The sequence below is a fragment of the Nocardioides islandensis genome (assembly GCF_015352455.1).
GTDB classification, from domain to species: Bacteria; Actinomycetota; Actinomycetes; order Propionibacteriales; family Nocardioidaceae; genus Nocardioides; species Nocardioides islandensis.
Genome location: NZ_JADKPN010000002.1, coordinates 204,976 through 221,213 on the forward strand (window position 1 = coordinate 204,976; position 16,238 = coordinate 221,213).

Here is a 16,238-nt window from a genome sequence, read left to right on the forward strand (position 1 = left end):
CGGGCCTGCTCCTGATCGGCGAAGGTCAGCCATACCGCGACACCGAGGTCTCCAAAGTGCTCGGGATGCCCGTGGTCGCCGACCTCCCCGACGATCCGGCGGCCGGAGCTGTCTACCACCGCGGCGCTAACCCGCCCCGTCACTTCGAGACAGGTCCGTACGTCCGGGGTCTTCAGGCAGCAGCTCAGTCGGTCCAGGCGCATGTCTCGCGGGGTCGGTTCGCCCTCGTCGAGGAGGCCAGGCGATGACTGAGGCCTCCCGCTACCTGAGTGAGTACGGCGACCTCTCGCGCTTACCGCTGTTCAGCCAGCATACGAACGGCTCGACGCCTGCAGTGCCCAAGCTCGGCGCTCCCGTAACAGTTCCCCCTACAACCGGCCCTGACGTCGACTGGTCGATCGTCGCGGAGCTGCGCGCTCGGGCGTCCGAGCAATTGAGCCAAGCCGTCGCCTCAGACCGGAACCGACTCGACAAGGCAGCGCAGCAGGAGCTCGGCCGCTCGATCGTGCTGGACCTCATCGAGTCCGCGATGGCCGACGACGTTGACGCCGGCCGCGGGGCCTGGAGCCCGGGGCGCCAGCAAGCAACGGCGCAGGCTGTCTTCGACTCGCTCTTCCGCTTGGGTCGTCTGCAGCCGCTGGTCGACAACGACGACATCGAGAACATCGTCATCGTCGGCCACGACAATGTCCTTCTCGAACTGGTCGACGGCACCCTGATCGATGGCCCACCGGTCGCTGATTCCGACCCGGAACTCATCGACTTCCTGGTCTTCCTTGCTTCGCGCAGCGAGGTCAACGCTCGCTCCTTCTCCGAGGCCCAGCCGCGGCTCCACCTGCGTTTGGACGGCGGCTCCCGCCTGGCCGCCGCCGCATGGGTCACGCCCCGTCCTTCAGTAGTCATCCGACGACACCGACTGATGCAGGTCACCCTCGACGACCTCGTCGCTAGAGAGATGATGACGCCGACTGCGGCATCGTTCCTGCGCGCCGCAGTCCGGGCACGACGCTCGATCGTCGTCGCAGGCGCCCAGGGAGCGGGCAAGACAACCCTGGTCCGCGCGCTCTGTGCCGAGATCGACGCCATGGAGGCGATCGGCACTTTCGAGACCGAGTACGAGCTGCACCTCCACGAACTCGGCCGCCACAAGGTCGTCCACGCCTGGGAGGCACGCCCGGGATCCGGAGAGCGTGGGCCTGATGGTCGGCAGGCTGGCGAGTTCACTCTCGACGAGGCGCTCGTCGACTCCTTCCGGTTCAACCTCTCCCGCCAGATCGTCGGCGAGGTACGAGGCAAGGAAATCTGGGCAATGATCAAGGCGATGGAGTCCGGGACGGGCTCCATCTCGACGACCCACGCGGCTGACGCCGTGGCGGCCGTCCGCAAGCTCGTCACGTGCGCGATGGAGGCCGGTCCTCACGTCACCCAGGGGCTCGCGACAAGCAAGCTCGCGGCCACGGTGGACCTGATCGTCCAGCTGAGCATGGAGACCGGGGCGGTTCCCGGCGGCGCGCAGCGGACGAGAAGGGTCGCCGAGATCATCGCCCTCGCCCCTGGCGAGAGGGAGGTCGGATACGCGACCACGCACGTCTTCCGCGCCGATGCGTCAGGGGTCGCCGTACCGGACGTGCTTCCCGACGAGTATCGGGCGCTGGCCCACTACGGCTTCGACCTCGCGGCATACCTCTCGACCCAGGCGTACGGAGTGCAGCCGTGACTCCCTTGCTTCCCGCCCTCGCAGGCGGACTGATCGCCATCGGCATCCTCGGCATCGTCGTCGGCCTACGACCGACAGCCGTACCACCTCGCGAGGAGCGCACGTCCCGAGGCGGCCGCGTCACCCTGACCTCGCGCACCCGGATGCTGCTTCTGCTCGGCGTCGGCCTTGGCCTCCTCGGATGGGCGATCACCGGGTGGGTACTCGCGCTGGTCATCGCACCGGTCGCGGTCATCGGACTACCGGCTCTGCTGTCCGCTCCGCCGGCTGCCACTCAGATCAACCGGCTCGAAGCGATGGAGGAATGGACGCGCTCGCTCGCCGGCGTCCTGACCGTCGGGATCGGCCTCGAGCAGGCGCTCGTCGCGACGCTGCGCTCCACGCCCGCGTCGATCAACGCGGAGGTCAGTCGGCTGGTGGCTCGCCTTCGTGCCCGATGGGACACAGAGACGGCACTCAGAGTCTTCGCCGACGAACTCGACGACGCCACCGGCGACCTGATCGCCGCGAACCTCATCCTCGGAGCACGCCGCCGCGGCGCCGGGCTTGCGAGTGTTCTCGAAGGCCTCGCCGAGTCGGTCGCCGGCGACGTACGGGCCCGTCGGCAGGTCGAGGCGGATCGAGCCAAGCCGCGTGCGACCGCTCGATGGGTGACCCTCATCAGCGCCAGCGTCCTGGTTGTCCTCGCCTTGTCAGGCAAGTACGTCGAGCCGTACGCGACCGCTATCGGCCAGGTGATCCTCGTCCTGCTTCTGTCGGCGTACGTCGGGACCCTGATCTGGATGCGGCGCATGGCGACCGGCAAGCCGCTTCCGCGCTTCCTCGAAACCCGCCCCGACGCGGCGGCTACGCCATGATCACCGGTCTGCAGTTGGCAATCGTGTCCGGCGGTCTCGTCGGACTCGGCCTCACCCTGGTCGTCGCGCGACTGCTGCCCGCCGAGCCGGACCTGGCCGACGCCTTGGAGCGTGTCTCCTCCACGCGTAGCCGCACGACTGCCAATGCCGCTGCCGCACAGACGGGTAAGGAACGCCTGGGGCTTTGGGGAATGCGTGTGCTCCCACCCGGCGTCTGGATCCGGACGCCGACGCGCGAGCTCGCCCTGCTCCGGATCTCCGTCGCGCAGTTCTACGGCGAGAAGCTCACCTTCGCCGGACTCGGTCTCCTCATACCGCCCGGGCTCACCCTCTTGTTCAACTCCCTCGGCCTTGGCCTCCCTCTCCAGATCCCGGCCCTGGCCTCGATCGGGCTCGCGGCAGTCATGTTCTTCATCCCGAACTACAACGCGCTCGACGAAGCCAGGAAGGCCCGCGTCGAGTTCGCCCGGGCCCTCGGCGCATACATCGACCTGGTCGCCCTCGAACGCCACAACGGCATCGGCGTCCGACAGGCGATGGAAGCGGCGGCGGAGATCGGCGACTCCTGGGTCTTCACCCGGCTCTCGGAGGAGCTGACCCGATCACGCTGGTCCGGTCTGCCGCCTTGGGACGCGCTGCACACCTTGGCCGAGGAGCTCGGACTCCCCGAGCTCGACGACTTCGCCGACATCATGCGCCTTTCCGGCGAGGAGGGAGCAAGCGTGTACGCCACCCTGCGCGCCCGATCCGCCGCCATGCGCACGGCGATGCTCAACGACGAGATCGCCCAGGCGAACGCCGTCGGCGAACGAATGACGATCCCCGGCTCCCTGCTCGGCGTCATCTTCATGGCCCTGCTCGTGGCCCCCTCATTGCTTCGCATGTTCACGGCCTCGTGAATCGGAAGGAAACACCCAAGGAGGAACTCCCATGTTGAAAGTCCTGATCCTGCTTCAAGTGGCGGTGCTGACCACATACGACGGCCTGCGAACGGCCCGCCGAAGCGAGCGTGGCTCGGTGACCACGGAGCACGTGCTGTGGGCAGTTGCCGTCATCGCCATCGTCGGGATCGTGGTCGCGGCCGTGACGACCTATGTCAAAAGTCAGGCCGGCAACATCAAGTAGCCGCCGTCGGCGGCGCGACGACCGGGGCTCGGTATCGATCGAGCTCGTGATCCTCCTGCCCGCAATGTTCGCAGTCATGTTCCTGGGGATGCAGGCCGCGCTCTTCTATCACGCCCGAACGGTCGCGATCGCTGCCGCGCAGGAGGGGGCCCGAGCGGCCGGGGCCGAGCAGGGCCACGAGGCAGATGGCGTCGGTGCGGCCAACGACTTCCTCGCCGAAGCCGGGGGCGACGATGTACTCACCGGGACCTCGACGATCGCCAAACGCACGACGACGACGGCCACAGTGACGGTCACTGGCTTCAGCCTCAGCGTGATCCCCGGGTGGAAGGTGCGGATCTCGCAGAGTGCGACCGTCCCCATCGAGCGACTCACAGCTCCCAGCGCAGCGGGAACACCATGACGGGACGAGACGAATGTGGCTCGGCGGCGATCGAGGCGGCGATCGGCGTACCGGCTTTCGCGCTGTTCGTCGGCCTTATCATCTTCGGCGGGCGTACGGCGAGCACCCACGAGGCCCTCCAGTCCGCTGCCGCCGACGGCGCCCGGTCCGCCTCGATCGCGCGTGACGCGGAGACCGCACGTAACGACGCTCGCGAGGCCGCCGAAGCGAGCATCGCCAACCAGAAGATCGGCTGCTCGGACGTCGAGGTGACCGTCGACACCAATGACTTCAACAAGCAACCAGGCGTGCCCGGCACGGTCAACGTGACCGTCGCGTGCCGCCTGGACCTCTCCGACCTCGCAGTCCCTGGCGTCCCCGGCTCGCGCGTCATGCGCGCCACCATGTCCAGCCCGATCGACACCTGGCGGGAACAATGAGGCGCCAGGACGACGAGCGCGGCTCGATCACGGTCTGGCTGGCCCTGTCGAGCTTCGTGATGGTGTTCCTCGTCGGTCTGGCCGTAGACCTTGGCGGCCAGGTGCACGCTCACGAACGAGCGCACGACCTCGCTGCCCAAGCGGCTCGCGCCGGCGGCGAAGAGGTCGAGGGCGGTGCGGCCATCCAGGGACGCGAGCTGACCATCAGCCCCGCTGCGGCCATAGCCGCCGCTGAGCAATACCTCGACGCCGCCGGCGTCAGCGGGACGGTCGAGATCAGCAACGGCGACACCATCACGGTCACCGTCCACGACTCGTACGACCCACAGTTCCTGGGCTTGATCGGCATCCAACGTCTTGACGTGTCGGGCACCGCGACGGCTCGTCTGATCCGCACCCTCGGAGGTAGCGAGCGATGAGCACCCTCAACTCCCGACTGCGAGGCCTGGCGGCCACGCTCGCCCTGGTCGCCTTCGTGGTCGGCGTGCCAGCTGTCCTGCTCGCGATCGACGCGGTCCCGGATCTGACTGCGTTTTCGTGGTCGCAGCTCACTGCCCCGGACGACGGCACGCTCGTGGTCGAGGTCCTCGCTGCGGTCTGCTGGATCGCTTGGGCCGTGTTCACCTGCCAGCTCGTCGCATCGATCCTGTCGCGGGCCAGTGGCATCCGCACACCGCGACTGCCTGGCCTGTCCATGCCCCAGGTCGCGGCTGATCGCCTCATCGCCGCAGCTGCCCTGCTGTTCGTCGCGGTGCCGTCGGCGACTGCGTTCCTCCCCCAGCCGAAGGCCCAGGCCGCCTTGATGGCGACTCCCCTGCCCGCCGACCCTCGAGTCACCGTCGAACCCGCCGCTGCCCCCACTCCGGCGCCGACGGTCGCGCAGCAAAAGGAGCCGAAGGTTGAGCGCTACACCGTCAAGCGTGGCGACAGCCTCTGGAGAATCGCCGAGGACCGCCTCGGAGACGGGGCTCGGTACGTCGAACTCGTCGAGCTCAACAAGGCCGTCCTCGACGGTCGGCCCGACTTCCTCCTACCGGGCACTATCCTGAGAGTGCCCGTTGCGGAGACCGCACCGGCGGGGACTTACGTCGTTCAGCCCGGCGACACGCTGTCCGAGATCGCAGAGGACGAGCTCGGCGACGCGGAGGAGTATCCCTCGATCTTCGACGCATCTCGCGGCACCCTCCAAGCCGACGGCGCTCGCCTCACCGATCCCGCCCTGATCCTCCCCGGCTGGAAGCTGACCATCCCCGGGCAGGAGCCACCCGCGGAGGCACGGGGACCCAAGCACGAGAAGCCGCAGGAGGAGGTCCCCGACTCTACGTCGCCTCCGACGGAGACGGCTCCCTCCGAGCCCGCCAACGAGCCGAACGCGGAGACCGACGAGGCGGGTCGGAGTGCCGACGACCGCGTGATCCCGTCGTGGCTCGTCCCCGGCCTGGCCGGGGCGGGATCGATACTCGGTGGCGCGCTCTGGATCGCACTGCGCGCGCAGCGACGGACCCAACTGCGCCATCGACGTCCCGGCACGGTCATCCCTCCGCCGCCGGCCGAACTCATTTCCGCTGAGAAGACGGCCCGTGCCACGGCATCCGTGACGGCGCCCAGGATCGACGCCCTCGACGCCGCGCTGCGCGCGCTCCCGCCAGTGCTTCCACTCGCCAAGGTCGCGCTTGGGGAGGACGAGATCTTCCTGACCCTCCAGGAAGCCGCCGACCTGCCGGCGCCGTGGAGAGGATCCGATTCCGAATGGCGGATCGCTGTGGCCGACGTTCCCGATCGCCCGGAGGACTCGTTCCCGCCGTTCCCGCTTCTCGTGAGCGTCGGCCAGGCCGCCGACGGGTCGTTCCTGTTCCTCAACCTCGAAGAACTCCGCACCGTCACGGTCACGGGCAACGCTGACCGGAAGGCCGCCTTCGCACGCCACCTCGCCGCCGAGCTGGCCGTCAACCCGTGGTCGATCGTCGCGACGGTCGATCTCTTGGGCCTTGGCTCCGACCTGGCATCGTTCAACCTTGGCCGCGTCCGCACCCACCCCGCAGGGGACACAGACTTCATCGCAGAACTCGCGCGCAACCTGGCCTCCATCACCAAGCCGTCTGACCCCGACGACTTCCACGCCGTGATCATCGCGACCGCGAACCGTCCGACCGCCGACCTCGACCAACTCGCAGAGGTGATCGCAGGGATCCCCGGTCGTTCGTCGGCGGCGCTGGTCGACCTCGCGGGCGAGCCTCGATCCTCCAGCACCGACCTGCAGCTGACCACTGACGGTCGTCTCCAGGCACCAAGCCTCGGAGTCGACGTGGCGGCGGCAGGGCTGAGCGGCGAGGAGGCAAGGGCATGCGCGCTGCTTCTTGACCTCACACTCGACGAGACCGTCGTTCCCGTGCCGGAACAGGACCAGGGAACGGCGGTCTCTGACCTCGGCGGTGCGCTGGTTGAGCGGCTGACCCGACCACGTCCCGAGGGTCCAGCCGGAGCCGAGTCTCTGCTGCCACTAGATGCAGTGGTCTACACCGACGCTGCGGCGACGACCGTGGAGGACGTCGAGGTGCTAGCGCCTCGGGCTGCGCCGGAGGCCCGCGCAGCCGTCGAGGCCGTGGACCCGGGGTTGGACGAGGACCTCGCGCGCTGGGAGTCGCCGACCCTGTCGTCTGCCAAGGTGACCCTCCTCGGGCCAGTCAGCGCCCGGACCACCGGCGATACGAAGGCGACGGCACATCGGCGTCCGTTCTATGTCGAGCTGTTGGCTTACCTCGCGCTCCATCCCAACGGAGTTTCCGGAGCGGACGTTGCCGTTGCGTTCGCGATTCGTCCGGAGCGTGTCCGGGTCGACATGAGCCAACTGCGTCGGTGGCTCGGCACCGATCCCGGCACCGGTGAGCCCTACCTGCCCAAGGCGGAGCCTGGCCGCGACCCAGGCTCGCCCGCCCTCTACAAGCTCGAGCGCGTCCAGTGCGACGTGGACCTGTTCCGTCGTCTCCGGGCTCGAGGGCAGAGCCGCGGCGCCGACGGCATCGACGACCTGATCGCGGCACTGCGACTGGTCAGCGGTGAGCCGTTCTCCGACCTCCGCAAGGATCACTGGAACTGGCTCCTGGAGGGTGACCGCTGGGACCACATCATGACCAGCGCCGTCGTCGATGTCGGGCACATCGTCACGACCCACGCGCTCGCCACCGGCGACCGCGACCTCGCTCTCTGGGCAGCCCAGGTCGCCTACACCGCTTCGCCGTACGACGAGGTCGCCCAGCTCGACATGATCCAGGCGGAGAAGGCCACCGGTGACAGCGAGCAGGCTGACCAAGACCTCACCGACAGGGTCTTCAATCGGCGCGACGACGAACTGCCGCCGATCGATCTTCCCGATCGCACCGCTCAGGTCGCCCACGACAAGAACTGGGGAGGGCACGGGCCGCGCCCGCGACGGACTGGTTGAGCACGCGATCTGATCGTCTGCTCCGTACAGCCGTGAGTGGATCAGCAAGTCCACGGTTGTGTGTCGACCTCGTCGGTCGCTGCCGAACCCCAGCCGGCAGTGCCGCCAGCCCCGCTGTTGTGTCCAGGCGACTTTCTTAGGCGGGGTCGCGCACGATCCCATCTTGACCGAGGATAGAACATATGTTCGACTCGCCCAGTGGGGATTACGCAAGGGAGCAGCAGTACATGGCTGGCTACAACGCCGGACGGGCCGTCGCGCTACAGACCGGTTCCGCGGCGTCCGGCCGCCGCTGGCTCGCCGAGCACCGCGACGCTGACAGCGCCTTCACCGCCGGCTACGAGTGGGCACTCTGGGACTACGAGGACGCCAACGGGCTCGCGCATGAGTCACGTCCACGGCATGCCGCTGGCTGACAGACCAAGCGGTGTCGGCCGCCGCGCGCGCTGACCACCCGCCCAGGCACGAATCCCGGCGCCCCTAATGGACGCAGCCAACAATTGGCGTGACTTCTTAGGGAACGCCGCTGACCTGCGCAAACGCAACGTTCCCCTTTCCGCTCCCCCTGGTTGTTACCGGAAAGCGGTAACGCCGGCGGGCCAGTCTCGGGGGCATGTTCGACCCGTCAAACCCAATCCCCGACTGGACCGTCTCGACGATGCAACGTGTCGCCACCGAGCCCACCCTGGCCGACGCCGCGATTCGCTTCGCCAACCTCGGGATCCCTGTCTTCCCCTGCGTTCCCGGAGGCAAGCAGCCGCTCACGTCGAACGGCTTCCACGACGCGACATCGTCGGCTCGTACGGTCCATGCCTGGTGGCAGCGCACACCTGACGCGAACATCGGCCTGCCCACAGGCGCCAAAACCGGCATCCTCGTCGTCGACATCGACGTCCACCCTGGGGGCAGTGGATTCGCTGCCTTCGAGCATGCGCGCTCCGAGGGCCTCGCCGACAACTGGGCCTGGATGGTCCGCACGCCCTCGGGCGGGATCCACGCCTACTACCCCGCCGGGACTGACCGCGAGCAGCGCTCCTGGCAAGTGCCGTCCGCGCACATCGACTTCCGGGGCGACGGCGGCTACGTCATCGCCCCTCCGTCGCGCATCGAGGTCGGCGGCGTGCTCAAGACGTACGACGTCATCGCGGTCACGACCCTGCCGGCGAAGCCGCTCGACGCGATCCAACTGCGCCAGTTCCTCGAGCCGCCCCGGCCGCGACCGGTAGCTCCACCTCAGGGGCTTCCTCCGAAGGGATGCCGACCCGAGGCTCTGGCCAGAGTGGTCGCGCTGACTCCCGAAGGCGGTCGCAACCGAGCCCTCTTCTGGGCGTCGTGCCGCATGGCCGAGGACGGCCAGAGCCGTGCGAACGCAGTCACCTACCTGATGCCCGCCGCACAGTACGCCGGCCTCCCCGATCGGGAGATCGACTCGACCATCGACTCCGCCTTCCGGATCGCGTCCCGGCTGGGCCCCGTGAGCCGCCTGGGCCCTACCCAGAGGAGTGAGGCGATCCAGCTGTGAACAGCCACGCCGAGTACCGCCGACACATCTACCGGTCGACCGAGCCTTCGCTGCCCGTGCCGAGTCCCGACGCAGCGGTCAGCGAGCTCGCTCGCCATCGCGATCCGTCTCTATCCGCGGCGGGAGGGCAGGCGCCAGCGAAGGCAGCGAAGGGCATCGCATGGGTCCGGCCGACCGAGCTCGCGACGTACGTTGCGCCGATGGTTGGGCGCGGCGTCGACCTTCAGGCCGAACTGGTCCGGCGCGCCCGCCGTACTCCGGCCACGACGACGCGCGCCCTCCACCGAAGCATCCCCAACTCGCCGTCCCCGAGGTCGTCGGCGAACCGCACGGAGGGACTCTCGCTGTGAACACTTCATTCGAAACCGCCAACGGGCTGCGCCGACTCCTCGTGCGCCTCCGGGTGTCCGGACCGCACGCCTGGGAGCAGGATCCCGAGGCCCGCGAGCTGATGCTCTATGCCGCGCAGAAGTACGAGGCGCTGGCGGTCAAGCACCGCTGCGACCCGACCGCCGGAGCCGCGGCAGCCTTCGAGGCCATGCGGACCTACGCCGTACGCACGGCCGATGACCCGTGGGCCGTCGTCACCATCGCGGTCAAGGTCACGCTCATCGCCGAGGAGCGCGCCGACGGGCTCCTGTGCTCCGTCGACCAGGCCCGGCGCCCGGAGATCTCCCGACACCACGATGTACGGCGGTTCTGCGACACCGAGGCCGACCTGCCCAACTTCCTGCCCGGGCTCGCCGTCGAGCCATTCAATCCCGACGAGGCTCCGCCGACCGGCGCGTACGAAGCGGTCGACGCGACGATCGACCTCTTCACCGCGCTCGGGTGGCCACGGGACACGGCGACCTGCACGCTCGACTACATCTCGGCCCGACTCGTTGAGTCCGGATCTCGCCCGAAGGCTCACGCGGCTCTGCGGCGCGACCACACGGCGCGGGCTGTTCTCGACATCGACCAGGAAGCGTGGGCGACGGTGCTGCGCATCGTGCTGGGCAATCCGAACCCCGACGAGGCCTGTACGTCGGACGGGCACGGGGTGCTTCTGCGACTGCTCATCGGGCACCCGGTCGCCGAACTCCTTGACGACGACCTGCTGGTCTTCGAGATCAGCGAGACCGCTCCGCGACCAAAGGCTCGGATCCATGCCTGACGCGCGCGGCCACATCGAACTCGACCGAGCGCTCGACTCGATCAGTGTCGGAGTCCGTCACCGCAAGGACCCCGGCGACCTCGTACCACTCATGGAGTCGATCGAGCGGCTCGGCCTGCTCCAGCCGGTCACCATCACTCCTGAAGGCGTCCTGGTGTGCGGGTGGCGACGCCTGGAGGCTGTTCGCCGGCTCGGCTGGCGCACGATGAAGGTCTGGGTCCGCTCAGGCATCTCGGACAAGCTCGAGGCCTTGCTTGCCCAGCAGGACGAGAACCAGCTCCACAAGCCGCTGAACGAACTCGAGAAGGCGTCGCTCTACCGGGAGCTCAAAGCACTGCGTGCGGAGGAGGCTGAGTGCCGCATGCAGGCGACCCAGTTCGGGGCGTCCGCCGACACGGGAGACTCCGGCTGTGCGTCGGGCGCACAGCCGGGCGAGCCAGGACGAGCTCGTCGCCAGGCAGCGATGGCGATCACCGGCAAGGCGTCTTATAGCACCCACGAACGGGTCTGCGCGCTCATGGACTGGGCCTCCCGAAAGGCCACGCCTCCGGAGATCCGAGCCATGGCGAACGACGCTCTCCACAAGATCGAGCAGGGAGAGCCGGTGAAGCCGCTCTATCTCAAGGTCAAGGAAGCCTTCGACAAGTCGCAAGAGCCGCAGCCGGAGGAAGAGACGGATCTCGCTCGGCTGGCGCGTGAAGCGCGAGAGCGTGCCGAGCGCGAAGTGCGAGACAAGGGCCGCAAGAACCTCAAGCGCAACCACGGACCGAGCAGCCACTTCCGGAGCGTCCGCTCGTTCAACCTGACCTGGACAGAGCTGGACGGCTGGACCGAGCTGTACGACGTCGACGCCCTCGCCGCTCAGCTCAACCGCAGTGACTGGGAACGGTTCGACCGGGTGGTCACCGCTACGATCGCCTTCCGCGACCAGCTCGTAGCCGCCCGACGTCACGCAAAGACATCGGCGTAGGCATCGCACCTATCGGACGTCCCTGAACCCGTCGCTCGGAGTTCCGATGTCCAACCTGACCGGCCGCCAGATCATGCTTCTCCTCGGATGCGCGCTCGCCCTCATCACTGCCGCCGTCGGCATGTACGGCCTGGTGCGAGGACCGGGCGGTACGAACTCCGACTCAACCGCCACCAACCCCACGGAGGTCGCGGTCGTCGTCGATTCGGCAGACCCTGACGTCACCCTGCGGGACCGCTCCCTCCCGCACACGACCGATCCTGTTGCTTACGCACGCGCGGTCGCCGTCTCGCTGTTCGATTGGGACACGAGCGCCGGGTTCCTGCCCACTGACTACACAGCGGCCGTATTGGCCGACGCGGACCCGTCCGGTGAGGAGACACCCGGGCTGCTCGACGACGTCGCAACGTACCTGCCGACGGTCGAGCAGTGGCTCGACCTCGGGGTTATGGAGGTCGTGCAGACCATCGACATCGGCGACGCCTACGTGCCGGACTCGTGGGCGGCCGCGGTCGATCAGTCGCACGGGCATCTGCGGCCGGGAACCACGGCAGTGACGATCACAGGGACCCGCCAGCGCAGCGGAGTCTGGAACGGCGAGGTGGCCGAGTCGTCGTACCCGGTCTCCTTCACGGTCTTCGTCGCCTGCCAGCCCTCCTTCGAGCGCTGCCACGTCCTGCGCCTCTCTGAGGTCGACAACCCGCTGAGGTGAGCCGCCGATGGGCATGAAGGTTCTTGCCGCCGGCGCCGCGGCCGCAGTTCTGCTTGCGCCTGGAGCCGCGGTCCTCGGCGTGGCGACGCTCGTGAGCCCGGCAGCCGCAGGATCAGGCAGCTGTATGTGGGACGGCCAAGCGACCTCAAGCCTCGGCGTTGCTGGCCCCGTCCCTGAGGGGCTCTCCGCGACCAACACCCACGGCGAGACCGTCACGCTCAACAAGCAGCAGCTCACGAGGGCCGCGACCATCATCGCCGTCGGTAACGGCGAGGGGATCCCGGCGCGGGGCCAAATGATCGCGATCATGACCGCTCTGACGGAATCTTCCCTGCGAGTTCTGTCGAACACGAGCGCATACCCCCATTCCGCGGACATCCCCAACGACGGCGACGGCAGCGACCACGACTCCGTTGGCCTCTTCCAACAGCGACCCGCTGCAGGCTGGGGCACGGTCGAGAACCTGATGGACCCGGTCTGGTCGTCCCGGGCCTTCTACGGCGGTGCGAACGGACCGAACCACGGATCTCCCCGCGGGCTGCTGGACATCGACGGCTGGCAGACGATCGAGCCTGGCCCCGCCGCACAAGCTGTCCAGGTCTCCGCCTACCCCGACAGGTACGCCGTCAACCAGCCGGTCGCCGAGAAGGTTCTCAGCGCGGTTAGCGGCGTATCGCTAACCAGCGAACTGGAGTGCGCGCAACCCGCCGGCGACCTACCCGCCAACCTTCCGCCCGGCTTCCCCGGAGCTCTCATCACGGCGGCCGCTTCGCAACTCGGCAAGCCGTACGTCTGGGGCGGCGGTGACTTCAGCGGACCGACCGGAGGTGGATTCGACTGCTCCGGTCTTGTTCTCTACGCCGCGTACCAAGCCTCCGGGGGCCGGATCCGGCTCCCTCACTACTCGGGCGACCAGATCCACGCTGGCCAGGGCATCTCCTGGAATGACCAGCAACCTGGCGACCTGATCTTCTTCAGTTACCCCGGCGCCGGCGGACCGCACCACGTGGCAATCTACGTGGGCGGTAACCGGATCCTGCATGCACCTCGAACCGGCGATGTCGTCCGCTACGGGACCATCGACGAGTTCGCCGGCGAGATCATGACCGTCCGGCGGCTGGGCTGAAGCCGAAGGACAAAGATCCAAGTCCTTGAATCTTCGGCGCCGAGGTGGTGCAGCTGCGTCGCCAGGAACTGTCGGTCGTCACGCGTACCGTTTGAACATGGGCTACTGCCGGTGCTGTGGACTCGACAATGCGATCTTTTCGCCGCGCAAGGCGTTCAACGACCTGCCGCAGGCTGCCATCGTCTGTGACCTCTGTGCCCGCCATCAGGGATCGGATGCCCACGACCTGAGGAAGGCACTGACAATTCACAGGGACATGGCCGCCGAGCACGAGCGCGAGCGAGTCGAAGCGCTCGAGGACCGGCATGCCTCTTCCTTGGCCCAGAAGGACTCACTGCTGGCAGGGAAGGACGCGGAGATCGCGAGCCTTCGGGAAGAACTGGACCAGCGCCCCGTTCAGGTGGTGGAGAAGTGGGTGGATGGCGACGAACTGCGAGCCGCGCATGTGGGTGCCGCCGCGGCCTATCACTCCCGGGACCACGCCTTCCGCCAGATGTGCCTCATCCACATGAAGCACCACGAGGTGAGCGGCGAGCGTTGCAGCTGTGGGCGCTCCATCGCTGACTGCGATGTTGTGGCCATCCTCGAGGGTTACCGCGCCCTCATGCGCTGGGAACGCCGACAGGAGGAGCGTCGCGGCAAGGGCCTGTCGCACGAACTCCCGTGGGAGTACGTGCAGAACCTGGGTGGCCGTGAGCCGGGCGACGACCCCCACGAATTCGACCCCTATCCGTACGCCACCGGGTCCTAGCCACCACATCCCCGACAGGGTGGCCCGCCCGAGCTGCATCGTCGCGCTCGAGTCGAGAGTCATCCGCAGCACGTGCACCTTAGGACATGGGTGAACTTCGCCTGGTCGCGAATGAGGTTGGGCCGGACTTCGGAGCTGTCGGCGGCGCCGGCGATCTGCGTGCCATCGTCGGCGCTCTGCTGACGTACGGCCTGATCGTCGCCGTTCTCATGCTCGTAGTCTCGGCGGCCACCTGGGCGATCGCGTCGAACTCCGGCAGCTGGCACACCGCCCAGAAGGCGAAGCTCGGGTGCTTCGTCGCCATCGGCGGCGCCACGCTGACCGGTGCCGCGTTGGCTTGGGCGAACTGGCTGCTGGACATCGGCGCACACCTCTAAGACGTCCGCCCGTTCGAACGTCAGGAGTCCTCCGATGGACCTTCTTACAGCAGCTCTCCTGCTCCCTCTCGACATCGAGATCGATCCCAACTCCAACGGCCTACCTGGGATCGGCCAACTCAAGAAAATCGTTGGCGCCTCGATGACGGTCGGGCTGGTCCTCGCCGTGCTCGCGCTGATCATCTCGGCCATCGTGTGGGCGCTTGGAGCCAACTCCTCGAACCCGCACCTCGCGGGTCGCGGCAAACTCGGGGTCCTGGTTGCCGTCGGCGCAGCGATCGTCTGCGGCGCCTCAGTCACTCTGGTGAACTTTTTCTGGAACGTCGGCCAGCAGGTCTGAGAGACCGTCATGGGTGTCTGCGATGTGCCGGTGATTCACGAGGTCTGCAATGCCGCCGGAGACGCGGCGGGCGCGGTCGTGACGGCGCCATTCGACTGGCTCGCTCAGGGCATGGGCGGTGCGGCCGAGTGGATGTTCACGTCCGTCTGGAAGGTCATCGACACCACGACCTTCGTCGACGTGACCAGCGGTGAGTACACGAAGGTCTACAACATCATGTTCGGCATCGGCGTCTTCGTCATGCTCGGCTTCTTCTTGCTCCAGGTCATGGGCGGCATGATCCGCCGCGAGCCAGCCGCGCTTTCCAGAGCCGCGCTCGGGCTCGCGAAATCGATCCTCGGATCGTTTGTCGCCCTCGCACTCCTCGGCACCGCGCTCGAGATCACCGATCAGCTCTGCATCGGCATCGTCAACGCTGCTGGGACGAACATGAACGAGATGGGCGACAAGGTCGCCGTACTCGCCGCCGGCCTCGGTGCCATCAACCTCAGCGCTCCCGGCGCGGGTGCGATCCTGACGATCTTCCTCTCGAGCCTGGCCATCGTGGGTGCGATGGTGGTCTGGATCAGCCTCCTGATCCGCAAAGCACTGCTGCTCATCGCGATCGTGTTCGCGCCCATCGCGCTCGCCGGATCGAGTTGGGACCACACCCGGACGTGGCTGAGCCGCTGGGCGACGTTCGTGATCGCGATGATCCTGTCCAAAGTCGTCCTCGTCGTGATCTTTCTCCTCGCAACGGCTCAGGTGTCGGCACCGATCGACGCGGACCTTGAGTCCGTCAGCCAGCCGCTGGCCGGAGTCGTGCTGATGCTGATGGCCGGCTTCGCGCCGTACCTGACCTACAAGGCGATCGCCTTCATGGGCTTCGACCAGTACCACGCGATGTCCGCCGAACAGGAGGCCAAGTCGTCGCTCAACCGGCCGATGCCGATTCCCCTCTCGCGCCGCACCGGCAGTGAGCCCGTCAAGATCCTCGGAGACAGCGGCGGTGGTACGACGGCGGGTGGGTCGCCTGCGGTCACGCCCGCCGCGAGTGGTGGTGGCGGACCGGCCGGAACCGCTTCGGGCGGCGGGACCGCTGGTGGCGGTTTCGGAGGCGCGGCGGCCGCGGGCGGCTCGGGTGGCGCAGCCGCTGCAGGCGGGGCGGTCGCCGCGGGCGCGGTCGCGGGAAAGGAAGCTGCGGCGGCCGGGCCGCGCCTCGGAGGCTTTGTCGCCACCCAAGCGACCGGCCAAGCCGAGGCCCACGAGTCTGCGGCCCCATCCGCGGTCCCGCCGCCGGTCGCGGACTCGACACTTGTCGAGCCCGCAGGACGGAAGTGAT

General features: G+C 68.0%; 18 protein-coding genes and 1 pseudogene. All 19 read left to right on the plus strand.

What is annotated here, in order from left to right; genetic code table 11:
- Window positions 1-54 precede the first annotated feature (54 nt).
- Window positions 55-252 (plus strand): annotated as a pseudogene (locus ISU07_RS25045) (hypothetical protein); the annotation flags it as partial.
- Entirely contained in the window at window positions 245-1,717 is a 1,473-nt protein-coding gene (locus ISU07_RS06470) for a CpaF family protein (RefSeq protein ID WP_194705943.1), read from the plus strand. The pseudogene ISU07_RS25045 and the gene ISU07_RS06470, both read left to right, overlap by 8 nt.
- Window positions 1,718-1,860: 143 nt before the next feature.
- Window positions 1,861-2,574 (plus strand): type II secretion system F family protein, encoded by a 714-nt coding sequence (locus ISU07_RS06475; protein ID WP_228500733.1) that lies wholly within the window; start codon window positions 1,861-1,863, stop codon window positions 2,572-2,574.
- Window positions 2,571-3,473, plus strand: coding sequence for a type II secretion system F family protein (locus tag ISU07_RS06480; RefSeq protein WP_194705945.1), 903 nt, complete (start codon window positions 2,571-2,573; stop codon window positions 3,471-3,473). The genes ISU07_RS06475 and ISU07_RS06480 overlap by 4 nt, the downstream gene beginning before the upstream one ends.
- A gap of 31 nt (window positions 3,474-3,504) precedes the next feature.
- Window positions 3,505-3,699, plus strand: coding sequence for a hypothetical protein (locus ISU07_RS06485; protein ID WP_194696773.1), 195 nt, complete (start codon window positions 3,505-3,507; stop codon window positions 3,697-3,699).
- Window positions 3,668-4,102: a TadE family protein gene (locus ISU07_RS06490; RefSeq protein ID WP_194705946.1), complete on the plus strand. Its 435-nt coding sequence runs from the start codon at window positions 3,668-3,670 to the stop codon at window positions 4,100-4,102. Before ISU07_RS06485 ends, ISU07_RS06490 begins: the two co-directional genes overlap by 32 nt.
- A complete protein-coding gene (locus ISU07_RS06495; protein WP_194696771.1) occupies window positions 4,099-4,521 on the plus strand; it encodes a TadE/TadG family type IV pilus assembly protein in 423 nt (140 codons plus the stop codon). The genes ISU07_RS06490 and ISU07_RS06495 overlap by 4 nt, the downstream gene beginning before the upstream one ends.
- Window positions 4,518-4,940, plus strand: a complete 423-nt coding sequence (locus ISU07_RS06500) for a TadE/TadG family type IV pilus assembly protein (protein WP_194705947.1) — start codon at window positions 4,518-4,520, stop codon at window positions 4,938-4,940. The genes ISU07_RS06495 and ISU07_RS06500 overlap by 4 nt, the downstream gene beginning before the upstream one ends.
- A complete protein-coding gene (locus tag ISU07_RS06505; protein WP_194705948.1) occupies window positions 4,937-7,963 on the plus strand; it encodes a LysM peptidoglycan-binding domain-containing protein in 3,027 nt (1,008 codons plus the stop codon). The genes ISU07_RS06500 and ISU07_RS06505 overlap by 4 nt, the downstream gene beginning before the upstream one ends.
- A gap of 227 nt (window positions 7,964-8,190) precedes the next feature.
- On the plus strand, window positions 8,191-8,379 hold the full coding sequence (locus ISU07_RS06510) for a hypothetical protein (RefSeq protein ID WP_194705949.1): 189 nt from the start codon (window positions 8,191-8,193) through the stop codon (window positions 8,377-8,379).
- Between the two features lie 197 nt (window positions 8,380-8,576).
- Window positions 8,577-9,485, plus strand: coding sequence for a bifunctional DNA primase/polymerase (locus tag ISU07_RS06515; protein WP_194705950.1), 909 nt, complete (start codon window positions 8,577-8,579; stop codon window positions 9,483-9,485).
- Between the two features lie 346 nt (window positions 9,486-9,831).
- Window positions 9,832-10,641 (plus strand): serine/arginine repetitive matrix protein 2, encoded by an 810-nt coding sequence (locus ISU07_RS06520; RefSeq protein ID WP_194705951.1) that lies wholly within the window; start codon window positions 9,832-9,834, stop codon window positions 10,639-10,641.
- Complete coding sequence (locus ISU07_RS06525) at window positions 10,634-11,611, plus strand: ParB N-terminal domain-containing protein (RefSeq protein WP_194705952.1); 978 nt, start codon at window positions 10,634-10,636, stop codon at window positions 11,609-11,611. Before ISU07_RS06520 ends, ISU07_RS06525 begins: the two co-directional genes overlap by 8 nt.
- A 46-nt stretch (window positions 11,612-11,657) precedes the next feature.
- Entirely contained in the window at window positions 11,658-12,323 is a 666-nt protein-coding gene (locus tag ISU07_RS06530; RefSeq protein ID WP_194705953.1) for a hypothetical protein, read from the plus strand.
- Between the two features lie 7 nt (window positions 12,324-12,330).
- Window positions 12,331-13,449: a C40 family peptidase gene (locus ISU07_RS06535; RefSeq protein WP_194705954.1), complete on the plus strand. Its 1,119-nt coding sequence runs from the start codon at window positions 12,331-12,333 to the stop codon at window positions 13,447-13,449.
- A 97-nt stretch (window positions 13,450-13,546) separates the two neighbouring features.
- Window positions 13,547-14,200, plus strand: coding sequence for a hypothetical protein (locus tag ISU07_RS06540; RefSeq protein ID WP_194705955.1), 654 nt, complete (start codon window positions 13,547-13,549; stop codon window positions 14,198-14,200).
- 86 nt (window positions 14,201-14,286) lie between these two features.
- Entirely contained in the window at window positions 14,287-14,577 is a 291-nt protein-coding gene (locus ISU07_RS06545; protein ID WP_194705956.1) for a DUF6112 family protein, read from the plus strand.
- 34 nt (window positions 14,578-14,611) lie between these two features.
- Window positions 14,612-14,917, plus strand: a complete 306-nt coding sequence (locus ISU07_RS06550) for a DUF6112 family protein (RefSeq protein WP_194705957.1) — start codon at window positions 14,612-14,614, stop codon at window positions 14,915-14,917.
- A 9-nt stretch (window positions 14,918-14,926) separates the two neighbouring features.
- Window positions 14,927-16,237, plus strand: a complete 1,311-nt coding sequence (locus ISU07_RS06555; RefSeq protein WP_194705958.1) for a conjugal transfer protein TrbL — start codon at window positions 14,927-14,929, stop codon at window positions 16,235-16,237.
- Window position 16,238 lies beyond the last annotated feature (1 nt).

What these genes read in the sequence shown, in the direction of transcription:
- ISU07_RS06500 (WP_194705947.1), top strand. Translation starts at nt 4,518, where the DNA reads ATGAGGCGCCAGGACGACGAGCGCGGCTCGATCACGGTCTGGCTGGCC.
- ISU07_RS06545 (WP_194705956.1), top strand. Translation starts at nt 14,287, where the DNA reads ATGGGTGAACTTCGCCTGGTCGCGAATGAGGTTGGGCCGGACTTCGGA.
- ISU07_RS06555 (WP_194705958.1), top strand. Translation starts at nt 14,927, where the DNA reads ATGGGTGTCTGCGATGTGCCGGTGATTCACGAGGTCTGCAATGCCGCC.
- ISU07_RS06510 (WP_194705949.1), top strand. Translation starts at nt 8,191, where the DNA reads ATGGCTGGCTACAACGCCGGACGGGCCGTCGCGCTACAGACCGGTTCC.
- ISU07_RS06540 (WP_194705955.1), top strand. Translation starts at nt 13,547, where the DNA reads ATGGGCTACTGCCGGTGCTGTGGACTCGACAATGCGATCTTTTCGCCG.
- ISU07_RS06495 (WP_194696771.1), top strand. Translation starts at nt 4,099, where the DNA reads ATGACGGGACGAGACGAATGTGGCTCGGCGGCGATCGAGGCGGCGATC.
- ISU07_RS06535 (WP_194705954.1), top strand. Translation starts at nt 12,331, where the DNA reads ATGGGCATGAAGGTTCTTGCCGCCGGCGCCGCGGCCGCAGTTCTGCTT.
- ISU07_RS06530 (WP_194705953.1), top strand. Translation starts at nt 11,658, where the DNA reads ATGTCCAACCTGACCGGCCGCCAGATCATGCTTCTCCTCGGATGCGCG.
- ISU07_RS06485 (WP_194696773.1), top strand. Translation starts at nt 3,505, where the DNA reads ATGTTGAAAGTCCTGATCCTGCTTCAAGTGGCGGTGCTGACCACATAC.
- ISU07_RS06515 (WP_194705950.1), top strand. Translation starts at nt 8,577, where the DNA reads ATGTTCGACCCGTCAAACCCAATCCCCGACTGGACCGTCTCGACGATG.
- ISU07_RS06475 (WP_228500733.1), top strand. Translation starts at nt 1,861, where the DNA reads ATGCTGCTTCTGCTCGGCGTCGGCCTTGGCCTCCTCGGATGGGCGATC.
- ISU07_RS06505 (WP_194705948.1), top strand. Translation starts at nt 4,937, where the DNA reads ATGAGCACCCTCAACTCCCGACTGCGAGGCCTGGCGGCCACGCTCGCC.
- ISU07_RS06550 (WP_194705957.1), top strand. Translation starts at nt 14,612, where the DNA reads ATGGACCTTCTTACAGCAGCTCTCCTGCTCCCTCTCGACATCGAGATC.
- ISU07_RS06470 (WP_194705943.1), top strand. Translation starts at nt 245, where the DNA reads ATGACTGAGGCCTCCCGCTACCTGAGTGAGTACGGCGACCTCTCGCGC.
- ISU07_RS06525 (WP_194705952.1), top strand. Translation starts at nt 10,634, where the DNA reads ATGCCTGACGCGCGCGGCCACATCGAACTCGACCGAGCGCTCGACTCG.
- ISU07_RS06480 (WP_194705945.1), top strand. Translation starts at nt 2,571, where the DNA reads ATGATCACCGGTCTGCAGTTGGCAATCGTGTCCGGCGGTCTCGTCGGA.
- ISU07_RS06490 (WP_194705946.1), top strand. Translation starts at nt 3,668, where the DNA reads ATGTCAAAAGTCAGGCCGGCAACATCAAGTAGCCGCCGTCGGCGGCGC.